Origin of the sequence: Glycocaulis sp. (assembly GCF_050485565.1) — a bacterium.
GTDB lineage: Bacteria > Pseudomonadota > Alphaproteobacteria > Caulobacterales > Maricaulaceae > Glycocaulis.
Map to the genome: position 1 here is coordinate 136,642 of NZ_JBJHBQ010000003.1, position 20,889 is coordinate 157,530.

Annotated in this window: 19 protein-coding genes; 17 read left to right on the forward strand and 2 right to left on the reverse strand. The window is 63.8% G+C overall.

Annotated elements, in window-relative coordinates; genetic code table 11:
- Positions 1 to 68: 68 nt before the first annotated feature.
- The 11 genes from pdhA to ACQ5ID_RS04550 all read left to right on the forward strand — a co-directional run bounded on the left by pdhA (position 69) and on the right by ACQ5ID_RS04550 (position 10,744).
- Positions 69 to 1,097: a pyruvate dehydrogenase (acetyl-transferring) E1 component subunit alpha gene (gene pdhA / locus ACQ5ID_RS04500; protein ID WP_429911272.1), complete on the forward strand. Its 1,029-nt coding sequence runs from the start codon at positions 69 to 71 to the stop codon at positions 1,095 to 1,097.
- Positions 1,094 to 1,492 (forward strand): nuclear transport factor 2 family protein, encoded by a 399-nt coding sequence (locus ACQ5ID_RS04505; protein ID WP_429911273.1) that lies wholly within the window; start codon positions 1,094 to 1,096, stop codon positions 1,490 to 1,492. The genes pdhA and ACQ5ID_RS04505 overlap by 4 nt, the downstream gene beginning before the upstream one ends.
- Positions 1,492 to 2,910: a pyruvate dehydrogenase complex E1 component subunit beta gene (locus ACQ5ID_RS04510; protein ID WP_429911274.1), complete on the forward strand. Its 1,419-nt coding sequence runs from the start codon at positions 1,492 to 1,494 to the stop codon at positions 2,908 to 2,910. Before ACQ5ID_RS04505 ends, ACQ5ID_RS04510 begins: the two co-directional genes overlap by 1 nt.
- 5 nt (positions 2,911 to 2,915) lie before the next feature.
- Positions 2,916 to 3,176 (forward strand): DUF5076 domain-containing protein, encoded by a 261-nt coding sequence (locus ACQ5ID_RS04515; RefSeq protein WP_371394415.1) that lies wholly within the window; start codon positions 2,916 to 2,918, stop codon positions 3,174 to 3,176.
- A gap of 48 nt (positions 3,177 to 3,224) precedes the next feature.
- Positions 3,225 to 4,634 (forward strand): pyruvate dehydrogenase complex dihydrolipoamide acetyltransferase, encoded by a 1,410-nt coding sequence (locus tag ACQ5ID_RS04520; RefSeq protein WP_429911275.1) that lies wholly within the window; start codon positions 3,225 to 3,227, stop codon positions 4,632 to 4,634.
- Positions 4,635 to 5,447, forward strand: coding sequence for an acyl-CoA thioesterase (locus ACQ5ID_RS04525; RefSeq protein WP_429911276.1), 813 nt, complete (start codon positions 4,635 to 4,637; stop codon positions 5,445 to 5,447).
- A gap of 27 nt (positions 5,448 to 5,474) precedes the next feature.
- On the forward strand, positions 5,475 to 6,887 hold the full coding sequence (gene lpdA, locus ACQ5ID_RS04530; protein WP_429911277.1) for a dihydrolipoyl dehydrogenase: 1,413 nt from the start codon (positions 5,475 to 5,477) through the stop codon (positions 6,885 to 6,887).
- A gap of 146 nt (positions 6,888 to 7,033) precedes the next feature.
- Entirely contained in the window at positions 7,034 to 7,882 is an 849-nt protein-coding gene (locus tag ACQ5ID_RS04535) for a hypothetical protein (RefSeq protein WP_429911278.1), read from the forward strand.
- 49 nt (positions 7,883 to 7,931) lie between these two features.
- Positions 7,932 to 9,188 (forward strand): hypothetical protein, encoded by a 1,257-nt coding sequence (locus tag ACQ5ID_RS04540; RefSeq protein WP_429911279.1) that lies wholly within the window; start codon positions 7,932 to 7,934, stop codon positions 9,186 to 9,188.
- An 81-nt stretch (positions 9,189 to 9,269) separates the two neighbouring features.
- The gene (gene lipA, locus ACQ5ID_RS04545; RefSeq protein WP_429911280.1) at positions 9,270 to 10,241 is read left to right on the forward strand and encodes a lipoyl synthase; all 972 of its coding nucleotides are present in this window, start codon (positions 9,270 to 9,272) and stop codon (positions 10,239 to 10,241) included.
- Between the two features lie 14 nt (positions 10,242 to 10,255).
- Positions 10,256 to 10,744 carry a type II toxin-antitoxin system RatA family toxin gene (locus ACQ5ID_RS04550; protein ID WP_429911281.1) on the forward strand — a complete coding sequence of 163 codons (489 nt, stop codon included), beginning with the start codon at positions 10,256 to 10,258 and terminating at the stop codon, positions 10,742 to 10,744.
- On the opposite strand, the gene ACQ5ID_RS04555 is transcribed toward ACQ5ID_RS04550, so the two are convergent.
- Both ACQ5ID_RS04555 and ACQ5ID_RS04560 read right to left on the reverse strand, forming a co-directional pair.
- On the reverse strand, positions 10,712 to 11,212 hold the full coding sequence (locus ACQ5ID_RS04555) for a CinA family protein (RefSeq protein WP_429911282.1): 501 nt from the start codon (positions 11,210 to 11,212) through the stop codon (positions 10,712 to 10,714). The genes ACQ5ID_RS04550 and ACQ5ID_RS04555 overlap by 33 nt on opposite strands.
- On the reverse strand, positions 11,209 to 12,420 hold the full coding sequence (locus tag ACQ5ID_RS04560) for a bifunctional 2-C-methyl-D-erythritol 4-phosphate cytidylyltransferase/2-C-methyl-D-erythritol 2,4-cyclodiphosphate synthase (RefSeq protein WP_429911283.1): 1,212 nt from the start codon (positions 12,418 to 12,420) through the stop codon (positions 11,209 to 11,211). The genes ACQ5ID_RS04555 and ACQ5ID_RS04560 overlap by 4 nt, the downstream gene beginning before the upstream one ends.
- Positions 12,421 to 12,457: 37 nt before the next feature.
- Here ACQ5ID_RS04560 and dusB point away from each other — a divergent pair, with 37 nt between their 5' ends.
- From dusB to trkA, 6 genes are all read left to right on the forward strand, one after another.
- Positions 12,458 to 13,468: a tRNA dihydrouridine synthase DusB gene (gene dusB, locus ACQ5ID_RS04565; protein ID WP_429911284.1), complete on the forward strand. Its 1,011-nt coding sequence runs from the start codon at positions 12,458 to 12,460 to the stop codon at positions 13,466 to 13,468.
- Positions 13,465 to 14,505: a two-component system sensor histidine kinase NtrB gene (locus ACQ5ID_RS04570; protein WP_429911285.1), complete on the forward strand. Its 1,041-nt coding sequence runs from the start codon at positions 13,465 to 13,467 to the stop codon at positions 14,503 to 14,505. The genes dusB and ACQ5ID_RS04570 overlap by 4 nt, the downstream gene beginning before the upstream one ends.
- A complete protein-coding gene (locus tag ACQ5ID_RS04575; protein ID WP_429911286.1) occupies positions 14,502 to 15,794 on the forward strand; it encodes a response regulator in 1,293 nt (430 codons plus the stop codon). Before ACQ5ID_RS04570 ends, ACQ5ID_RS04575 begins: the two co-directional genes overlap by 4 nt.
- A gap of 116 nt (positions 15,795 to 15,910) precedes the next feature.
- Positions 15,911 to 18,091 carry an ATP-binding protein gene (locus ACQ5ID_RS04580; RefSeq protein WP_429911287.1) on the forward strand — a complete coding sequence of 727 codons (2,181 nt, stop codon included), beginning with the start codon at positions 15,911 to 15,913 and terminating at the stop codon, positions 18,089 to 18,091.
- Between the two features lie 3 nt (positions 18,092 to 18,094).
- Positions 18,095 to 19,516: a sigma-54-dependent transcriptional regulator gene (locus tag ACQ5ID_RS04585; RefSeq protein WP_429911288.1), complete on the forward strand. Its 1,422-nt coding sequence runs from the start codon at positions 18,095 to 18,097 to the stop codon at positions 19,514 to 19,516.
- Positions 19,516 to 20,889 carry a Trk system potassium transporter TrkA gene (trkA, locus tag ACQ5ID_RS04590; RefSeq protein WP_429911289.1) on the forward strand — a complete coding sequence of 458 codons (1,374 nt, stop codon included), beginning with the start codon at positions 19,516 to 19,518 and terminating at the stop codon, positions 20,887 to 20,889. Before ACQ5ID_RS04585 ends, trkA begins: the two co-directional genes overlap by 1 nt.

Consider the following 20,889-nt stretch of genomic DNA (forward strand, 5'->3'; position numbering starts at 1 on the left):
AGGCGTCTGTCTGATACTCCCGCGTCAGTTCTTGACAAGGGAGCGCGATATTATTTCGCGTGTGAAGTATGGCCGCTCGGCAACCTGCCTCCTCCAAATCTCCGTCCCGCTCTAAGAAGCCCGCAGGGCCCGGCGCAGACGAATATATCGGCTGGTATCGCGACATGCTGCTGATCCGCCGCTTCGAGGAGAAGGCGGGCCAGCTTTACGGCATGGGGCTGATTGCCGGCTTCTGCCATCTCTATATCGGTCAGGAAGCGGTTGTGGTCGGCGTGCAGAGCGCGCTGCGCGAGGGCGATCAGGTCATCACCGGCTATCGCGATCACGGCCACATGCTGGCCGCCGGCATGACCGCCAATGGCGTGATGGCCGAGCTGACGGGCCGCGAAGGGGGCTATTCGCGCGGCAAGGGCGGCTCCATGCACATGTTCAGCCGCGAGAAGCAGTTCTTTGGCGGGCACGGCATTGTCGGCGCGCAGGTGTCGCTGGGAACGGGCCTGGCCTTCGCCAATGCCTATCGCGAGGACGGCAAGGTGTGCGCCACCTATTTCGGCGACGGCGCCGCCAATCAGGGCCAGGTCTATGAGAGCTTCAACATGGCCAAGATCTGGAACCTGCCGGTGATCTACATCATCGAGAACAACCAGTACGCCATGGGTACGAGCGTTAAGCGCTCCTCATCCGAAACCCATCTCTACAAGCGCGGCGTGTCGTTCAACATCCCCGGCGAGGAAGTCGACGGGATGGATGTGAACGCCGTCTACGAGGCCGCGAAGAAGGCCGTAGAGCATGCCCGCGCCGGCAAGGGGCCGTATATTCTGGAGATGAAGACCTACCGCTATCGCGGCCACTCCATGTCCGACCCGGCCAAATACCGCACGCGCGACGAGGTGAACGAATATCGCGAGCACAAGGACCCGATCGATCTCGCCAAGAAGCGCATTCTCGAAGGCAAGTTTGCCACCGAGGACCAGCTCAAAGAGATGGAAAAAGAGATCAAGAAGATCGTCCAGGAATCGGCCGAGTTCGCCCAGTCGAGCCCCGAGCCCGATCCGTCCGAGCTCTACACCGACGTGCTGATCGAGGCTGACGCATGACGGCCCGCGCCTTCCTCAATGCCTGGCACGAGGCCGTAGCAGCAAAAGACGCTGGCGCGATGTCCGCGATTATCGCGGATGGGTGCGAGCTGCATTCCCCCGTCGTGTGGAAGCCCAGCGCAGACAAGGCTTACATCATCCACATCCTTGCCGGGGTGATCGCCAGCATTGATGACTTCGCCTATCGCCGCGAGTGGATAGACGGTGATGAGATCTTGCTGGAATTCACCGGGGCCGTTGCCGGCAAGGGCCTTGTGGGCTTCGACAAGATCACGCTGGACAGCGAAGGCCGCATGGCGCGCCTGGAGGTCCTGATCCGCCCGCTCAACACCCTGACCGAATTTGCCGTGCGCATGCGTGAGCACGCGCTCAACTTCAAACCTGAGGCTGCCTGATGCCTATCGAAGTTCTCATGCCCGCTCTCTCTCCCACGATGGAGGAAGGCACGCTCGCCCGCTGGCTCGTCAAGGAAGGCGATGAGGTCAAATCCGGCGATGTGATCGCCGAGATCGAGACCGACAAGGCCACCATGGAGGTGGAAGCCGTTGAGGAAGGCATCGTCGCCAAACTGCTGGTCGAAGAGGGCAGTGAAGGCGTGAAGGTCAATGCGCCCATCGCCATTCTGAAAGAGGAAGGCGAGAGCGATGAGGCGGTGAAATCGGCCTCTTCGCAGAAGAGCGCTCCTCAGGATGAGGGTAAAAAGGATTCTGAGGAGGCTAGCCCTCATCCTGAGGAGGATGCGAAAGCATCCGTCTCGAAGGACGAGGGCGGTGAGAAGAAGGCCAAATCCTCCTCCCTCAAAGACCCCGAAATCCCTGAAGGCACCAAGATGGTCTCCACCACGGTGCGCGACGCGCTGCGTGATGCGATGGCCGAGGAAATGCGCCGCGATGAGCGGGTCTTCGTCATGGGCGAGGAGGTCGCAGAGTATCAGGGCGCCTACAAGGTCACGCGCGGGCTGCTGGAAGAGTTCGGGGCAAAGCGCGTCGTTGATACCCCGATCACCGAGCACGGCTTTGCCGGTGTGGGCGTCGGGGCGGCGTTTGCGGGTCTGAAACCGGTCGTGGAGTTCATGACCTTCAACTTCGCCATGCAGGCGATTGACCACATCATCAACTCGGCGGCGAAAACGCTCTACATGTCCGGCGGGCAGATGGGCTGTCCCATCGTGTTCCGCGGGCCGAACAGCGCAGCCAGCCGCGTCGGCGCGCAGCACAGCCAGGACTATTCGGCCTGGTATGCCAACGTGCCGGGCCTGAAAGTGATCGCGCCCTATGACGCAGCGGACGCCAAGGGCCTCCTCAAAGCCGCGATCCGCGATCCGAACCCGGTCGTGTTCCTGGAACACGAGCTCATCTATGGCGAGAGCTTTGATGTGCCGGATGTGGACGACTGGGTGCTGCCCATCGGCAAGGCGAAAATCCGCCGCGAGGGCACAGACTGCACCATTACGGCCCACTCGCGCATGGTCGGCTTCGCCCTTCAGGCGGCAGAGAAGCTGGCCGAAGAAGGCATTGAGTGCGAGGTCATCGATCTGCGCACCCTGCGCCCGTTGGACACCGATACGGTGGTGGAAAGCGTGAAGAAGACCAACCGTATCGTCTGCGCCGAAGAGGGCTGGGGCCGCATGGGCGTTGGCGCGGAAATCGCCGCCGTCGTGACGGCAGAGGCGTTCGATTATCTCGATGCGCCGCCCGCGCGCGTGCATCAGGAAGATGTGCCGCTGCCCTATGCCGCGAACCTTGAAAAGCTCGCACTGCCGGGTGTCGATGACATCATCAAGGCGGTCAAAGCCGTCACGTACGCGGAGTAGGTGCCATGCAGCAGGATGCTTCCCCATTCTTCGTCGCATTTCGAGCCGATGACGGCGACGTCACCGTGCATATCGACACCGAAGTGATAGAAAGCGGCAGCCATGCGGGCATTCTGCTGGCCGACTTTTCCCGGCATATGGCGATAGCACTGGCTCAGACGGGAAAGGCCGCGAGCCCTGATGCTGCCCTGAACGAAATGCTGGGCCTGTTTCAGGCTGAGATAAACAACCCCACCGATACCCCGCGTGGCGGGATAGCGAACTGATGATCGATACCCTCGTTCCCCACGCCGTACGATCCAGCGGAGCTGACAATGCCGATTGAAGTCCTGATGCCCGCACTCTCGCCGACCATGGAGGAAGGCACGCTCTCGCGCTGGCTCGTCAAAGAGGGCGATGAGGTCAAATCCGGCGATGTGATCGCCGAGATCGAGACCGACAAGGCCACCATGGAGGTCGAGGCCGTCGATGAGGGCCGTGTCGGCAAGATCGTCGTCGAAGGCGGCACCGAAGGCGTGAAGGTCAATGCCGTCATCGCCGTGTTGCTGGAAGAGGGCGAAGATGAGAGCGCGCTGAAAGACGTGCAGTCTTCCGCTTCGCAAAAGCCTGCTCCTCAGGATGAGGGCAAGGGCAAGGAACCGAAATCGTCCAAGGAAGATTCCCCCCCTCCGTCCGCCAAGGCGGACACCTCCCCCGCACGCGGGGGAGGAAAGAATGGCGAGGATGCGGTTTCCTCCCCCGTTCACGGTGGGGTGAACCGCGAAGCGGTGAACGCTGAGCGCAAGCGAGACGGAGGGGGGGATTCCCGCCTCAAGGCTTCGCCGCTGGCAAAGCGCATGGCGCAGCTGGAAGGGCTGGATTTAAGCGATCTGGAAGGCTCCGGCCCGAATGGCCGCATCGTGAAGCGCGATGTCGAGGCCGCGCTGTCGCAAGGCGTCTCCAAGGCGTCAAAGAAAGACGCCGTGCAGGACAAGACGGGCGCGCCCGCCAAGACCGAACCCGGCAAGATCAGCGTGGCGAGCCTCAATCTGGAAGACGGCACATACGAAGTCGTGCCGCTGGACGGCATGCGCAAGACCATCGCGCGCCGCATGACGGCAAGCTTCCGCGATGTGCCGCACTTCCCGCTGAGCATTGATCTGGAGCTGGATGCGCTGCTGAAACTGCGCTCGGAGCTCAACGCCAAAGCGCCGGAAGGTGTGAAGGTGTCGGTCAATGACATGCTGATCCGCGCCTGCGCGCTCGCGCTCATCCGCGTGCCTGAAAGCAATGCCAGCTATACCGATGAAGGGCTGGTCATGCACAAACACGCCGATGTGGCGGTGGCCGTGGCGATTGATGGCGGGCTCATCACGCCGGTGATCAAGAAGGCGGAGACCAAGGGGCTCGCGAAAATCTCCGAAGAGATGAAAGACCTCGCCGCCCGCGCCCGGGAACGCAAGCTGAAGCCTGAAGAGTTCCAGGGCGGCACCTTCTCCATCTCCAATCTTGGCATGATGGGCATCAAATCGTTTGCTTCCATCATCAACGAACCGCAGGGCATGATCCTGTCCGTCGGGGCAGGGGAGAAGCGCCCTGTGGTCAAGAATGACGCGCTGGCCATCGCGACGGTTATGACGATCACGCTGACCTGCGATCACCGTGTGGTCGACGGCGCGACGGGCGCGAAATTCCTCGCCGCGCTCAAACCGCTCGTCGAAGATCCGGTGACGATGTTGCTGTAGATGGCCATCCAACCCAGCCCTGACAGTGCCATCCGCCTGTGCGATCTGGTCTTCCCGCAGCAGACCAACCACCAGGGCAGCCTGTTTGGCGGCACGGCGATGGCGCATATGGACAAGGTGGCTTTTCTGGCTGCCGCGCGTCACGCCCGCCGGCCCTTCGTGACGGCTTCCTCCGACAAGATCGAGTTTCGCGCCCCTGCGCGCCTCGGCCATCTTCTGGAGTTGACCGGCCAGGTGCGCATGGTGGGCCATCATTCGCTGAGCGTGCGCGTGCAGCTGGACGCCGAAGACATGCTCACCGGTGAGCGCCATCGTTGTACCGAAGGCGAATTCGTCATGGTCGCGGCGGACCGCAAGGAGAACCCGGAGGCTCTGCCGCCCGTGCCGCGCACGCGCCTGCCGGAGCTGGACCCCTCCAATGGTGCCAGCCGCATGGTGGAGATCATCTTCCCCGGCGACACCGATCATCTGGGCCGTCTTTATGGCGGCGGCGCTATGGAGCGCATGGGCAAGGCGGCGGTGATCGCCGCCTACCGCCACGCCCGGATGAATGTCACCATGGCAGCCTCTGACAAGATCAGCTTTGAAAAGCCCGCCCATGAAGGCGAGATGATCGATCTGCACTCTGAAGTCATTGATGTGGGTCGCACCTCGATGCGGGTCGGCGTGCAGATGGACGCCGAGAACCTGATGAGCGGGGATAGGCGCACCGTGGCGCGCGCCGAATTTGTCATCGTGGCGGTTGATGAAAGCGGCAAGCCGTCGCCCGCGCCCGCGCTGGCGGCAAGACAGAGAAACGTTGCGGCCAGTTGAGCCGCGCAGAGGTGAAAGGACAGGGCCGTGGCCGATTCCCAGTTTGATCTCATCGTCATTGGCGGCGGACCGGGCGGCTATGTCGCGGCGATACGCGCGGCGCAACTCGGCATGAAAACGGCCGTGGTGGAGCGCGAGCATCTGGGCGGTATCTGCCTCAACTGGGGCTGTATCCCCACAAAGGCGCTGCTGCGCACCTCCGACATCTACCATCTCTTCCAGCGCGCCGAGGAGTTTGGCCTGAAGGCCGACAATGTGCGCTTTGATATCGAGGCCATCGTCAAGCGCTCCCGCAAGGTCGCCGGGCGGCTCTCCGGTGGGGTGGGCCACCTCCTGAAGAAGAACAAGGTCACCGTCATCGAGGGCGAGGCGAAGCTGGAAAAAGGCTCCAAGGCCCCCAAAGTCGCCGTGAAGGGCAAGGACGGCAAATCGTCCACCTACGAAGCCAAACACGTCATCCTGGCCACAGGTGCCCGCGCGCGCACCATCCCGGCAGCGGGGCTGGAGCCGGATGGCAAGACCATCTGGACCTACAAGGAAGCCATGGTGCCGGACGCGCTGCCCAAATCCATCCTCGTCATCGGTTCGGGCGCAATCGGGATGGAGTTTGCGAGCTTCTATTCCACGCTCGGCTCCAAAGTGACCGTGGTGGAGATGGTGGACCGCATCCTGCCTGCCGAGGACGAAGAGATCAGCCAGCTGGCGAAGAAGAGCTTCGAGAAGCAGGGCCTCAAGATCATCACCAAGGCGCAGGTGGAAAAGCTGGAAACAGCCAAGTCTGGTGCGAAGGCCACCATCAAGGTCGATGGCAAGTCGGAAACCATCGAGGTCGAGAAGGTGATTCTCGCCATCGGCATTACCGGCAATGTCGAAAATCTGGGCCTCGAAGCGCTGGGCGTGAAAATCGAGCGCGGCCATGTCGTCACCGACGGCTATGGCGCCACCGGCATCTCCGGGCTCTATGCCATTGGTGATGTTACCGGCGCGCCCTGGCTCGCCCACAAGGCAAGCCATGAGGGCGTGATCTGCGTTGAGAAAATCGCGGGCCAGAACGTCCACCCGATGGACAAGTCGAACATTCCGGGCTGCACCTATTGCCACCCGCAGATCGCCTCGGTGGGGCTTACCGAAGCCAAAGCCAAGGAAGCGGGCCACGAAGTGCGCGTCGGCCGTTTCCCCTTTGTGGGCAATGGCAAGGCGATTGCGCTCGGCGAAGATCAGGGCCTCATCAAGACGGTGTTCGACAAGAAGACCGGCGAGCTTCTGGGTGCCCACATGATCGGCGCGGAAGTGACCGAGCTCATTCAGGGCTATGTCGTTGCGCGCCAGCTGGAAACCACCGAGGCCGAGCTGATGCACACCGTCTTCGCCCACCCCACGCTGTCTGAGATGATGCATGAGAGCGTGCTGGATGCGTATGGCCGCGCGCTGCATTACTAGGCCGTAACCAACCCCTCAAATCCGCAGGAGATTTCACGAGAGACGGCAAAAATTTATCGTTTTTCGAAAAAACCGCTTCCTTATCGAGTTTCGATATGTTATCGAGTTTCGATATGGTTGGTCCCTCAGCATAAGAGGTAAGAAAAATGAAAAATCGTCTCCTCCTCACGACCGTCTCTGCCGCGGCAGTCATTCTGGTCGCCTGCATGCCTCCTACTGTTTCGTCCAGCTCGTCTGCCCAGGACGGCACACGCGTCATGGGCGGCGATATCCGCCTGTCCCTGAATGATGACGGGGATGCCCGCATAACCGGCGCTGACGTACGGCTGGATGGCCGGGTAGGGCGCGAACTGCGCGTGACGGGTGCGGATGTCACCTTGCAGGACATGTCTGTTGGTTCGCTCACCGCCACCGGCGCTGATGTCAGCTTTGCCGGCGCTGTTCTGGGCGATGCCAGGGTGACGGGCGCTGATATCTCCATCCGGGGCAATATCGGTGGCGATCTGCGCGTTCGCGGCGCGGATCTGCGTCTGGAGGGCAATGTCGCCGGTGAGGTGGACGGCAGCTTTGCCGACGCGCATTTCAACGGCCGGCTGGGCAGCCTTCGTGCCAACGGTGCGGATATCCGCCTGACAAATAATTCCAGCGTTGATGGCGATGTGCGCCTCAATGCAGCGGTGTTTGACACCCAAGCCCGGATCGAGGGGCCGCTCTACGCCAATGTACGCACGGCGCGCCTTGGCGGCTCTGTCCTGGGCAATGTCGATATCTACGCCGACGAAGGAAACCGCCGCCGCTTGCGTGATGCGGACGGGCTGGTCGAGATCAGCGGAGAGCTGGCCGGCGGAACAATCTGCGCACGGCGCGTTGTCATATCGGGCACCGTCACTGGTCCCTTGAACGTCCGCGCGCTTGAGGCCGTCACGTTTACCGGAGACGGGTCAGCGCCCCAGCTTGAATTTACCCAGCGCGGCGATGCACGTTGCCGCCGCTAGGTTCCGCGAGATTTCAGATTCCAGAGCCAGCACAGAAAGGCTTGAACCGATGTTTAGCAAGTGGATAGCGCGTTTCGCCCAGACGGGCATACTGGCCGGGCTGATGCTGGCCATGTCGCCCGCCCACGCGCAGTATATTGGCGGCGACCTCAATCTAGATCTCGATCAGGACCGCTCCGCCCAGTTCCTGGCTGGCGATGTGACCCTGCGCGGCCGTGTCGGCGGCGATATCAGCGGGCTCGCGGGCAATGTGGATATCACCGCCGATGTTGGCGGCAGCGTCCAGCTGGCTGCTGGCGACATCATCATTCGCGGCACGGTAGGCCGGGATGTATCGGTGGCCGGTGCCAACATCTCCATTCTCGCAGATGTTTCGGGCGGCGCGGACCTTGCCGGTGCGGATATCCGCATTGGCGGCCGCATCGGACGTGATCTGGCCGCCGGTGGCGCGTTGATCGCCATCGATGAAAGCGGCTCGATCGGCGGCAATATGGATCTCGCTGGCAGTGAAATCCGCATGTCCGGTACCGCGCAAGGGCGTCTGAAAGGGCGGGCGCGTACCGTGATTATCGAAGGCACGGTAGCCGGTGATGTAGAGCTGCATGCCGAGAATGTGGAAATCATGCCGGGCGCGCAGATCGCCGGCCAGCTGCGTGTGCGCGGCCCCAATGCGCCCGTTATCGCCGAAGGCGCGCAGATCATCGGCGAAACCAGCTATGAGGAAGCAGCGTTCAGCGAGCAGCGCCGCAGCCGCAGCTATACTGGCCCGCGCGTATCCGATTTTGGTCCGCCGGTCTGGGCGTTTGGAACAGCTATGGGCGTCGCCGCCTTCGTGCTGGGCCTGCTGGCCTGCCTGATTTCGCCGCGCGCCGTATCGGGCATTGCCGATCATTTCCGGGCGCGCCCATGGGCATCGGGCCTGCTGGGGCTGGTGCTGGCCGCCTTCCTGCCAATCCTGCTGGTGGCGGTGTTTGTCTTCCTCGCCATCACCGTGATCGGGATACCGCTGGGCATCATCCTGCTCTTTGCCTTCCCCTTCATCATGGTGCTGGCCTACGCATTTGGCGCAGTGGTGCTCGGAGACCTCATCTTCAACCGCTCTGGCGAAGGCATTGGCCTTGGCTTGCGGGTGCTGTCATTCTTCCTGGTGCTGGCCGTTGTCGGGGCGCTGGGTGTTGTGCCTGCCCTGGGCTTCCTCATCGGATCGATCGTCTTCTTCATCGGTCTGGGTGCCTGGACGCTGGCGCTTTTTAACCGCAATCCGCGTCTCGTGGCCGCCGAACGCAATGGCGGGGCAGCGATCTAGCCTGCAAACGCATAACTGACTTGCGCAGCGGCCCGGTTCACAATGCTTGAACCGGGCCGCTTTGCGCGCCATGTTCCCGCCATGACAACACTCTTCGATGCCCGCCAGCAGCAGCGCGCCGAGCGCCATCCCGAAAAGCAGAAGCGGCCTGATACGCCGGTGCTGCGAAAGCCGGAATGGATTCGCGTGAAGGCCCCCGCTGGCGGTGTGTTCTCCGAGACCCGCAAAGTGGTGCGCGAGAATAATCTCGTCACCGTGTGCGAGGAGGCGGGCTGCCCCAATATCGGGGAGTGCTGGGCGCAAAAGCACGCCACCTTCATGATCATGGGCGACACCTGCACCCGCGCGTGCAGCTTCTGTAATGTGAAAACGGGCATGCCCGCACCGCTCGATACTGACGAGCCGCGCCGCGTTGCCGAAGCCACCGCGGCCATGGAGCTCAAACACGTCGTCATCACCTCGGTGGACCGTGATGATCTGGCCGATGGCGGGGCAGAGCATTTCGCGCAGACCATCCGCGCCATCCGCCGGTTGAACCCGGACACCACGATCGAGATTCTCACCCCCGACTTCCTGAGGAAGCCCGGTGCGGCCGAAATCGTGATCGATGCGCGCCCGGACGTGTTCAACCACAATCTGGAGACCGTGCCGCGGCTTTACCTCTCCATCCGGCCCGGCGCGCGCTATTACCACTCACTGCGCCTGCTGGAGCGGGTGAAGGAGCGCGATCCTTCCCAGTTCACCAAGTCTGGCATCATGGTAGGCCTTGGCGAGACCAAGGAAGAGGTGATGCAGGTGATGGACGATATGCGTTCAGCCGGCATCGATTTTCTCACCATCGGCCAGTACCTGCAGCCAACGCGCAAGCACGCTGGTGTGGATCGCTTCGTCACGCCGGACGAGTTCAAGGGCTATGAGACGATTGCACGCGCCAAGGGCTTCCTGATGGTGTCCGCTTCGCCGCTGACCCGGTCCAGCTACCATGCGGGCGATGACTTTGCCCGGCTGCGCGACGCACGTGAGGCGGCGCTGAAAGCGGGCCGCAAGGTCTGAAGCGCGGCGAGCTGATGACATCCGAACACCGCGAGAGCCTGCGCCTGCCATACCGGCCTGACGAACTTTTCGATCTGGTCAGCGATGTGCGCGCCTATCCCAGATTCATTCCGCTTATCAGTGCATTGCGCGTGATACGTGATGATGTGGATGAGGGCGTGGGTGAGCTGGATGCCGAAGCACGCGTGCAGTTCCGCTTTGTCCGTGAAAGCTTCACGACGCGCGTCCTGCTGGACCGTCCGGGCCGGACCATAAAGGTCTCCTATCTCTCCGGTCCCTTCCATGAGCTGGCCAATGAATGGAGCTTTGCAGAGCTGGAGGACGGCTCGACACAAGTCAGCTTCTGGATCCGCTACCGCTTCCGCAATCCGGTGCTCAACGCCCTGATGGATGCCAGCCGTTCACGCGCCATCCGCTATCTGATCGAGCGTTTCCGCGAGGAGGCGGCCCGGCGCTACACGCCGGTCGGTTCAGATGCGGGCCGCGTCGGTGAGAAGGCGTAGCGCCTCGAAGGCCGCAGCCTCGCGCACGCCATGACGGTCAAGATGGTCGAAAAAATGCCGTTCGGTGCGTGTGGCTTCCCCGCGCCGGGCCAGACCGAACCAGACCAGTCCCACCGGCTTTTCATCGCTACCGCCACCCGGTCCGGCAATGCCGGTAACGGCGACGGCAATATCGGCGTGGGAGTTGAAAAGCGCGCCTTCGGCCATCGCACTCGCCACCTGCTCGCTCACCGCGCCGTGCTGGGCGATCATCGCGACCGGAACGGCAAGGCTCTCGGCTTTTGCCGCGTTGGAATAGGTGACAAACCCGCGCTCCAGCACGGCTGAACTGCCCGCGATCTCGGTGATGGAGGCTGCGACCAGCCCGCCTGTACAGCTTTCAGCGGTGGCGAGCGTAACGCCTTTATCGGTGGCCAAAGCCACCAGTTCGCGGGCCGTTTCGGTGAGAATAGCGGGCAGGGTGCTCATCTCAGAACTCCGGTGAAGGCGGCCTGGGCAGCAATCCCTTCGCCCCGGCCGGTAAAGCCCAGCTTTTCGGTGGTGGTTGCCTTGATGTTCACGCGCGCCAGCGGCAGGCCGGTCAGCTCTGCAACACGCGCCCGCATCGCATCGCGTACGGGGCCGATCTTCGGGCGCTCGCAGATGAGCGTGATATCGGCGTGAACCGGGCTTATGCCCGCCTCACGGGCCAGCTGCAGGGCGTGGGTAAGAAACTGCGCGCTGTCCGCGCCGCGCCAGCGCTCGTCACTGGGGGGAAAGTGCTGGCCGATATCGCCCGCACCGGCAGCGCCCAGAATGGCGTCCGTCAGGGCGTGCAGGCCGACATCGGCGTCGGAATGGCCTACCAGCGCCAGATCGCACGAAACGAACACGCCGCACAGATGGACGCCGTCTCCTGCCGTCAACCTGTGAACATCGAAGCCCGTACCCATGACCGGCAGGCCGGACGGCCCGCCCAGCAGGGTTTCGGCGCGTGCAAAATCGTCCGGGTAGGTCACTTTGAATGCCGCCTCATCGCCTTCAACCAGCTTAACCTGAAGGCCCGCCGCGCGGACCAGGGAAATTTCGTCGGGATAGTCCGTGCCGCGCGCCTCATCGAACGCCCAGCTCAAAGCGGCGAGGTGAAACGCCTGCGGCGTCTGAACCCGCATCAACCCGTCGCGGGACACGGCCTCGACGCCCGCCCCGGTTTCGCGCGCCAGCGCATCAGCGACGGGCAGGGCAGGCGCGGCACCCGATGTGTTCTCCAGCGCGTGCAGCAGGCGGTCAATGAGCGTCTGGCTCAATCCCGGACGCGCCGCATCATGCACGAAGACAAGCGGCTGGCTGGCCCTGTCGATGCAGGTCTTTACCGAGCGCGTGCGGCTGGTCCCGCCCTCTACCAGCGTCACATCAAGCCCTTCGAGCGCCTTGGCGGCCATATCGATATGGTTTTCAGGCACGGCGATAATGATTTCCCGGCAGGCAGGGTGGCTGGCAAACGCCTCTACAGACCAGCGCAGCAAGGCCTTGCCCGCAACGGGCTCGAACTGCTTGGGTAGGCTGCGGCCAGCTCGCGTGCCACTGCCTGCGGCAACGATGCATGCACTGAATGGCGTCATCAGGTCTCTTTCGTGCAGCACTCTGGCACCAAAACCGTGCAGAGCGCTGTCCGGCGTCTGGCGGTCAGCGTCCATACACTGTATCTGCACGGCTATGACAAGGGTGTCACATATGGCCGAGGGGCCGGGTTTCAGCGTCGGCGCGGTGCGCGTGGACGTGCCATGCATTCTCGCGCCTATGTCTGGCGTCACCGACTATGCCATCCGCAAGCAGGCCAAAGCCTTCGGAGCGGGCCTTGTGGTATCCGAAATGGTGGCGTGTGAAACGCTGGCGCAGGGCCGTGCTGACGTGGTGCGCCGCATGGCGGGCGATGCAGATGTCGCGCCGCGCGTGATCCAGCTGGCAGGTCGCGAAGCGAAATGGATGGATATCGGCGCGCGCATCGCTGCTGATGCCGGGGCCGAGATCATCGATATCAATATGGGCTGTCCGGCGCGGCAGGTGACGCGGGGCCTCTCCGGTTCCGCCCTGATGCGCGATCTCGACCATGCGCTGGAGCTGATCGAGGCGACGGTCAATGCCACCGATGTGCCGGTGACGCTGAAAATGCGCCTCGGCTGGGACCATGACACCATCAACGCGCCCCAGCTCGCGCGCCGTGCGCAGGATGCCGGTATCCAGATGGTCACCGTGCATGGCCGCACGCGCCAGCAATTCTACACCGGCACGGCCGACTGGGCGGCGGTGCGGCCCGTGAAGGACGCCGTATCCATCCCGGTCGTCGTCAATGGCGACATCACCAATGCCGATGAGGCGCGCGCGGCGCTGGATCAATCTGGCGCGGACGCCGTGATGGTAGGCCGCGCCGCCACCGGGCGGCCCTGGCTGCCCGGTGCCATTGGCCGGGCATTGCTTGAGGGCGGCGATGCGCTCGATCCGCCCATGGCGGACATGATTGGCGCTCTGGTGCGGGCGACAGAGGACTCCGCGGCCCTTCATGGCGAAATTCTGGGCGTGCGCTGCATGCGCAAGCACTATGCGGGCTTTGTGGACCATCTGTTTGATGATCCGGGCGAGGCGCGTAACTGGCGCAGCGTGCTGTGCAAGGCGGCTAGCGTTACAGGGGCCATTGCCGGGCTGGAGCGTCTTGCCCGCGAAGCCGGGATACGCAGCGCCGCATGAACCCGTCAGATGCCACGACCGCCCAGGCTGCCGATTATCTGCCCAGTGCGGTACTGCTCATCAATGCCGGTGGCATCATCTCCTACGTGAACGACGCAGCCGAGGCGCTGTTCGAGCGATCCGCGCGGCGTCTGACCGGAGAGAGGCTGGACGGGCTGGGTCCGTGGGGCATGGCGGCCAGAACAGTGGCCAGCCGGGCGGTCGGCGAGGGCAGGGCGGTGTTCGCCCATGATGTACGTGTGGAGTTTCCCGACGGCACGCGCCGGGCAGCGATTGATGCCGCGCCTCACAAGGATGGTGCCTGTATCTCCATCCGCCTCTGGCCGGAGGCCGGTGCGGTCGCGCGCGGCGACCGGGCGGCCAACGCCGCAGCCGGATTTGGCCGAATGCTGTCGCACGAGCTGAAAAACCCGATGGCCGGCGCGCGCGGTGCCGCGCAGCTGATTGCCTCGTCGGCAGACCCTGAAACGGCGGAGATGGCCGCTCTCATCATGGCAGAGCTGGACCGGGCGCTGCGCATCGCAGACCGCTGGAGCAAGGTGGGCGATATCGCGCCGCACCCGTTCGCGCCATTCAGCCTGAACGAAGTGGCCAGCGAGGCGCTGCGCTCCATGTCGGCGGCCAGCGGCAAGGGATTGGCATTGGTGGAGGATTATGATCCGTCCCTGCCGGACGCCTTTGGCGACCGCGACCTTGTGCTTCAGGCCGTGCTGAACCTGCTCGTTAACGCCGCCGAGGCATTGGCAGACCGGGGCGATGGCGTCATCGAGATTACCACCCGCTATCGCACGGCGCGGCCAGGCGGGGTAGCACCTGAGGCACGCCTGCAGATTGACATCATGGACAATGGCCCCGGTGTTCCAGAGGAGCTGGGCGAGTCGATTTTCTCACCCTTTGTCACCGGCAAGCCGGCGGGCGAGGGGCTGGGGCTGGCGCTAGTGTCGCGGGTAGCGGAGCTGCATGCCGGCGGGCTGGAATATGAAAGCCGGGCGGGACGCACCGTGTTCCGGATCTATCTGCGTGAGGAGGCGGCATGACACAGGATAGTGGCGGCGGACGGCGCATTCTCGTCCTTGAAGATGATGAGACCTTGCGCCTGGTCATCTCGCGCGCGCTTACCCGGGCAGGCTTTGACGTGCGCGCTACCGCCTCGCCCTCATCAGCCATTGAGCGGATGGCGCGGCGCGACGCTGACCTTCTGGTGGCGGACGTGCTGCTGGGCGATGAAAACTTTCTCGACCGGCTGGAAGAGCTGCAGCATGTCCGGCCCGACGCGCCGGTACTGGTTATCAGTGCGCAGACGACGGCGGCCACAGCCATTCAGGCGGTCCGCGGCGGGGCGTATGAATACCTGCCCAAGCCGTTCGATCTTGATGATCTGGTAGATGCCGCCTGCCGCGCGCTCGATACCGGCGAGCGGGCAGGCCAGCAACGCTCCGGCGCTAACCCCTTCCCGGATCTCGTTGGGCGGTCCCCGGCCATGCAGACAGCCTTCCGCCTGCTGGCGCGCCTGTCGCGCGTTAGCGCGCCTGTCCTCTTCACCGGGCCGGACGGGTCTGGCCGGGCCAGCGCGGCGCGCACGCTTCACCGGGCCAGCAAGCCGGGCAAAGCCTTGGTCGAGGCCGGGCCTGACCGGCTGAAACGCGAAGGCGTGCAGGTGTTTTCCGAGGCCAGTGGTTCAGGCTTGCTGCTGCGCCGCGCCGAGCGCTGGGACGACGCCGTTCAGGACATGGTTCTTGAGCAGCTTGACCAGATGGGGGACACCCGCCTTTACGTCACCGCTCTGGCCGATGTGCGTACCGTCATGGCACCGGCCTTGTTCGAGCGTCTGGCGGTCGGCCATGTCGAGCTGCCGCCTCTGCGTACGCGCGGCGAGGACCGCGTGCGCCTGTTCGAGCATTTCCTGAAAAAGCACGGACGCACTGACTTTGCGATTGCCCGCGACGCGGCAGAATTCATCAACGCCTATCCCTGGCCCGGCGAAGTGGCCGAGCTGGAGCGCAGCGCCGCGCGCCTCGCCGTGCAGGGCGACAAGGGAACGCTGGGGCTTGCGGCTCTGCAGGAGGCGCTGGCGGCACCGGCAGCGCCGGGCACCGGGGCGGTCCTGGAAGATGCCGTGCGCGCTTTTGTCGGCTCCCGGCTGAGCGAGCATAGCCAGGATGTGGCAAATGATGTGGCGGCCATCGTGGACAAGGCGATGATTGAAACCGTGCTGGCCCACACCGGCGGAGTGCGGCGCGATGCGGCCCGATATCTGGGACTGAACCGCAACACGCTCGCTCGCCGCCTGACGGCGCTGGGCATGGATGGCGGTGGTGAGGAATAGTTGCAACACTAGGCGTTGATATTTGGCCACACCCGGTCCAACATGCGCCGGGGCGTATCGAACATAGGCGCATCAGCTTGCCATCCTGGCTCAAAAACAGTGTCGAATCCCTGCGTATGTCGCTCTTCGCCACCGGCTTTCTCGTGGCGGCGATCGGCGTGGTTGCGTGCGCGGTTCTGGCCGTCTCCGAGCAGGGCGCGATCGGCTCTCTGGCCCCGCTATTCTACACCCTGCTGACAATATCGGCTTTCATCATCGCGGCTCTGGCCGGCGCGGTCAGTGTTAGAGCGGCCCGCATTTTCATGGGGCGGCGCTTTGGCGCGCCCGCACCACGCCTGCATATGCGCTTCATGGCGCTGTTTGCGCTGGCGGCGGTGGCACCCTCCATCCTGATGGCCTTGCTGCTGGCGCTGGTGCTGGGCCGAGGTGTCGAGTTCTGGTTCGGTGAGCGGGTCACCACCCTTGTCGAGACCATGGCCGAGGTCGGGCGCGCGCAAGCGCCGCTGGAGCTGAATCTGGCCGAACTGCAACTGGTCAGCATGGCGGGCGATCTGTCCTACCCCGAAGCCGTCGCGGCGATGAGCGAGAGCCGTATCGAGTACACGCAATATCTGCGCAATCAGGCCATCGGGCGTAATTTCGCTGCCGCCTACGTCATTGACAGCCAGTCGACCGTGCTGGCGCGCGCCGAGGCACCGGGCGCGCCGCCCTTCGTAGCTCCGTCACAGCTGATGTACGAGTTCGCAGCATCGCGCGATATCGGCGTGAGCGACCCGACACAGCGCGAGGATGGTCCGGCTTATGTGCGCCTGATGGTGAACCTGCCCGCCTATGACGACGCCTATCTCTATGTGGTCTGGTACGTGGATCTGGGCGTGCTGACCGCTGCCGAGGAGGCAACCGCCTCCTACCGGCAGGCCGTGGCGCGCGAGGAGGGGATGCGCCAGGTCTTCATCCTGGTCTATTTCGCGGCTGTGGCGCTGATCCTGGTCGGCGCGCTATGGCTCGCCCTGAGCGCGGCCACGCGCGTGGTGACGCCGGTTGCCCGCCTCGTAGGCGCAGCTGAGCGGGTCCGCCGCGGCGATCTCGATGCCCGCGTTCTGGTCCAGCGCGAGGATGACGAGATCGCTGCTCTTGGCCGCGCCTTCAACAGGATGACGCGCCAGCTGAACAGCCAGCGGCGCGCTTTGCTGGAGGCCAATGCGGAATCGGAAAGCCGGCGCAATTTCATCGAAGCCGTGCTGACAGGCGTCAGCGCAGGCGTGGTGGGGCTGGATCCGCAAAACCGCATCACGCTGGTCAACCGCTCCGCCGAAACCCTGCTGGATGTGGAGGCAGGCACGCTCACGGGCGAGCCGGTGGACACCGTGCTGGGTATGTTTGCGCCCATCGTCGAGGAGGCACGGCGCTCGCGCGCGGTCCTTATCGAGCGGCAGATCGACATTCCTGGCAATGACGGCGCGCTGCTCAATCTGAATGTGCGCGCCTCTACCGACGATGAGGGTGAGCTGGTTATCACCTTTGACGATGTGACGCGGCTGGTCTCGGCCCAGCGCAACGCCGCATGGCGCGATGTCGCGCGCCGCATCGCGCACGAGATCAAGAACCCGCTGACCCCGATCCAGCTATCGGCAGAGCGTATCCGGCGCAAATACCGCAGCGAGATACCTGACGATCAGGCCGAGATTTTCGACAAATGCATCGAGACCATTGTCCGTCAGGTCAGCGATATTGGCCGGATGGTCGACGAGTTCTCGGCGTTCGCGCGTATGCCGACGCCGAAGATGGAGGCCGCCGACCTGGTGGGCGTCGTGGAGGGGGCCGTGTTCTCGCAGCGCGTCGCGTCGCCGCGCATCAAGCTGCCGCTGGAGACGCCAGACCATCCGGTCATCGTGGAGTGCGATAGCCGCCTTACGGCGCAGGCGCTGGCCAATATCCTGAAAAACGCCGGTGAAAGCGTGCTGGCGCGGCTGGATGAGGACGGAGCCAAGCAGGGCGGGGAGATATCCGTCGCTCTGAAAGTGGTGGATGACACGGCCGTGATCGAGGTGCGCGATAACGGGCTTGGATGGCCCTTTGCCGACCGCGCAAAGCTGACCGAACCCTATATGACGACACGCGAGAAGGGGACTGGCCTGGGCCTCGCCATTGTGCGGCGGGTCATGGAAGACCATGGCGGCCGGCTGGAGCTTGATGAACGCGAGGATGGCAATCGCGGCGCGCTGGTCCGGTTGGCCTTTCCCTTGCTTGAAACAACGAACGCGGCCAATGAGTCCGCACTGTCCCGAGAGGCATAACGCATGGCACACGACATTCTGGTCGTTGATGATGAAGCCGATATCCGCGAGCTGATCGGCGGCTTGCTGGAAGACGAAGGGTATATGGCGCGCTATGCCGGCGACGCCGACGAGGCGCTGGCCGCTGTGCGCCAGCGCAAACCCTCGCTGGCCATCCTCGATGTCTGGCTGCAGGGCAGCCGCCTGGACGGTATCGCACTGCTGGATGAAATCCGCGCGGCCGATCCCGGACTGCCCGTTATCGTCATTTCCGGGCACGGCACGATCGAGACCGCCGTGGCGGCCATCCGCAAGGGTGCTTACGATTTCATCGAAAAGCCGTTCAAGTCCGACAAGCTGCTGTTGACGGTGGAACGCGCCCTTGAAGCCAGCCAGCTGCGCCGCGAAGTGGCCGAGCTGCGTGCCCGCACCGAAATGCATAACGAGCTGATCGGTAAATCAACAGCGGCAAACCAGCTTCGCCAGACAATTGACAGGGTTGCAGCAGCTAATTCACGCGTGCTGATAAGTGGTCCCGCTGGGTCCGGCAAGGAGCTGATTGCCCGGCTTATCCACGCGCGGTCTCCGCGCGCGGGTGGAAACTTTGTGCCGGTCAGTGCGGCCATGATGAACCCTGACCGGGTTGAGGAGGAGCTGTTCGGCGCCGAACGCACCGATGGAAGCGTTGAACGTGTCGGCCTGCTGGAGCAGGCCCATGGCGGCACGCTATTCCTCGATGAAGTCGGTGACATGCCGCTGGCGACTCAAGGCAAGCTGTTGCGCATGCTGGTGGAGCAGCGCTTCCGGCGCATGGGCGGCGGCGTGGACGTGGAAGTGAACGTGCGTGTGCTGTCGTCCAGCTCGCGTGATTTGCGCGCGCTGATCGGGCAGGGGCGCTTCCGCGAGGATCTCTATCATCGGCTGGCGGTCGTGCCGATCGACGTGCCGCCATTGTCGGACCGGCGCGAAGACATTCCGCTGCTGGTGAGCCACTTCCTGGAGCGTCTGACGGCCATGTCGGGCCTGACCCCGCGCAAGATCGGACCTGACGCCATGGCGGCCCTGCAGGCGCATAGCTGGCCCGGCAATGTCCGCCAGCTGCGCAATAATGTGGAGCGCGTGCTCATTCTGGCTACAGGAGACCCGAACGAGGCCATCACCCTTGATGCGCTGCCTTCAGAGGTCGTGGGACGCGATAGCGGTCCTGGCGGACTGGATACAGAGCGGATGATTGCGCTGCCCCTGCGCGATGCACGCGAGAATTTCGAGCGTGAATACCTCAAGGCGCAGATCAGCCGGTTTGGCGGCAATATCTCGCGTACAGCCACGTTTATCGGTATGGAGCGCTCCGCCCTGCACCGTAAGCTGAAAAGCCTTGGCGTGGGCGCAACAGATCGCGGTGAGGGCGATGGCGATGACACTCCTGCCACGGGGAGTGAAGGCTGATGAAAGCCGTCGTCTGCGGAGCCGGGCGGGTAGGGTACGGCATCGCCCGCGAGCTGGCCGCCGAAGGCAATTCGGTCACGGTGGTGGACTGGTCGCAAACGCTGATCGACCGGGTGACAACCGATCTGGATGTACGCGGCGTGCTGGGCCATGGCTCGCACCCCGATACGCTGGAACGCGCCGGTATTGCCGATGCCGACCTGCTGGTCGCCGTTACCTATTCGGACGAAACGAACATGGTCGCGTGCCAGGTGGCGCATTCGATTTTCGATACGCCGCTGAAGATCGCCCGCGTGCGCGCCCAGAGTTATCTGGCAAAGTCCTGGAGAGACCTGTTTGCGCGCGGCGCGTTGCCCATCGATGTGACGATCTCGCCGGAGCTGGAGGTCAGCCGCTCCATCCTGCAGCGTCTGGAAACGCCGGGGGCGTCGGCAACGGCGCCTTTTGCCAATAACCGGCTTCAGCTTCTGGGCCTGCGGGTGGATGACGGCTCTCCCATCGCCGGCACCAATCGCGAGCATCTGCGTGAGCTGTTTCCCGATCTGGGCATGGATGTTGTCGGCGTTCGCCGCGATAGCGGGGTGTTCATTCCCGAAGACCGCGATCCGCTCAGTGTCGGTGATGACGCCTATGTGGCCGTCGCCGGGCCGCATGTGCCACGGGTGCTGGATGTTTTCGGCCATCAGGTTCAGCGCGCGCGCCGCGTGGTGATTATCGGGGCCGGCAATATCGGCGTGTATGTGGCGCGGGCGCTGGAGCGCATGGCGGGGGTACGTGTACGGATCATCGAGGCGGACAAGGCAAGGGCGGAACGCGCCGCTGACAGCCTGTCGCGCACCGTTGTCCTCCATGGCGATGGTCTTGACCGCCGCCTGCTGCGTGAAGCGGGCGTCGAGGACGCGGAACTCGCGATCTGTCTGACCAATGACGACAAGGTCAATCTGCTGTCGGCGGTCATGGCCAAGCGCGAAGGCGCGCAGCGCACGCTCTGCCTCGTCAACGAGCCGGGGCTGAAGGATGTCCGCACCGAGCTGGGGATCGACATCATGATCGATCCGCGCGGCGTCACCGTGTCCACCATCCTCCAGCACATACGCCGCGGGCGTATTACCGGCCTGCAGACGCTGGCCGACGGTCAGGCCGAGGCACTGGAGGGCGTGGCGCTGGCCACATCGCCGCTGGTGGGCAAGTCGCTGCGCGATCTGGAATTGCCTGAAGACGTCTCGGTCTGCGCGCTTGTGCGCGGCGAGAAGGTCTATTTCCGCCGGGACAATGTGACGATCGAGACCAATGACCGGCTGGTAGTGTTTGCCCTGAAAGCGGCCGTTCCCAAGGTGGAGCAGCTCTTCCGGGTTTCCCTCGAATATTTCTGA

Bases quoted from the DNA above. Each gene is read 5' to 3' on its own strand.
- pdhA (WP_429911272.1), top strand. From the start codon at position 69: ATGGCCGCTCGGCAACCTGCCTCCTCCAAATCTCCGTCCCGCTCTAAG.
- ACQ5ID_RS04505 (WP_429911273.1), top strand. From the start codon at position 1,094: ATGACGGCCCGCGCCTTCCTCAATGCCTGGCACGAGGCCGTAGCAGCA.
- ACQ5ID_RS04510 (WP_429911274.1), top strand. From the start codon at position 1,492: ATGCCTATCGAAGTTCTCATGCCCGCTCTCTCTCCCACGATGGAGGAA.
- ACQ5ID_RS04515 (WP_371394415.1), top strand. From the start codon at position 2,916: ATGCAGCAGGATGCTTCCCCATTCTTCGTCGCATTTCGAGCCGATGAC.
- ACQ5ID_RS04520 (WP_429911275.1), top strand. From the start codon at position 3,225: ATGCCGATTGAAGTCCTGATGCCCGCACTCTCGCCGACCATGGAGGAA.
- ACQ5ID_RS04525 (WP_429911276.1), top strand. From the start codon at position 4,635: ATGGCCATCCAACCCAGCCCTGACAGTGCCATCCGCCTGTGCGATCTG.
- ACQ5ID_RS04535 (WP_429911278.1), top strand. From the start codon at position 7,034: ATGAAAAATCGTCTCCTCCTCACGACCGTCTCTGCCGCGGCAGTCATT.
- ACQ5ID_RS04540 (WP_429911279.1), top strand. From the start codon at position 7,932: ATGTTTAGCAAGTGGATAGCGCGTTTCGCCCAGACGGGCATACTGGCC.
- lipA (WP_429911280.1), top strand. From the start codon at position 9,270: ATGACAACACTCTTCGATGCCCGCCAGCAGCAGCGCGCCGAGCGCCAT.
- ACQ5ID_RS04550 (WP_429911281.1), top strand. From the start codon at position 10,256: ATGACATCCGAACACCGCGAGAGCCTGCGCCTGCCATACCGGCCTGAC.
- ACQ5ID_RS04555 (WP_429911282.1), bottom strand. From the start codon at position 11,212: ATGAGCACCCTGCCCGCTATTCTCACCGAAACGGCCCGCGAACTGGTG.
- ACQ5ID_RS04560 (WP_429911283.1), bottom strand. From the start codon at position 12,420: ATGGACGCTGACCGCCAGACGCCGGACAGCGCTCTGCACGGTTTTGGT.
- dusB (WP_429911284.1), top strand. From the start codon at position 12,458: ATGGCCGAGGGGCCGGGTTTCAGCGTCGGCGCGGTGCGCGTGGACGTG.
- ACQ5ID_RS04570 (WP_429911285.1), top strand. From the start codon at position 13,465: ATGAACCCGTCAGATGCCACGACCGCCCAGGCTGCCGATTATCTGCCC.
- ACQ5ID_RS04575 (WP_429911286.1), top strand. From the start codon at position 14,502: ATGACACAGGATAGTGGCGGCGGACGGCGCATTCTCGTCCTTGAAGAT.
- ACQ5ID_RS04580 (WP_429911287.1), top strand. From the start codon at position 15,911: ATGTCGCTCTTCGCCACCGGCTTTCTCGTGGCGGCGATCGGCGTGGTT.
- ACQ5ID_RS04585 (WP_429911288.1), top strand. From the start codon at position 18,095: ATGGCACACGACATTCTGGTCGTTGATGATGAAGCCGATATCCGCGAG.
- trkA (WP_429911289.1), top strand. From the start codon at position 19,516: ATGAAAGCCGTCGTCTGCGGAGCCGGGCGGGTAGGGTACGGCATCGCC.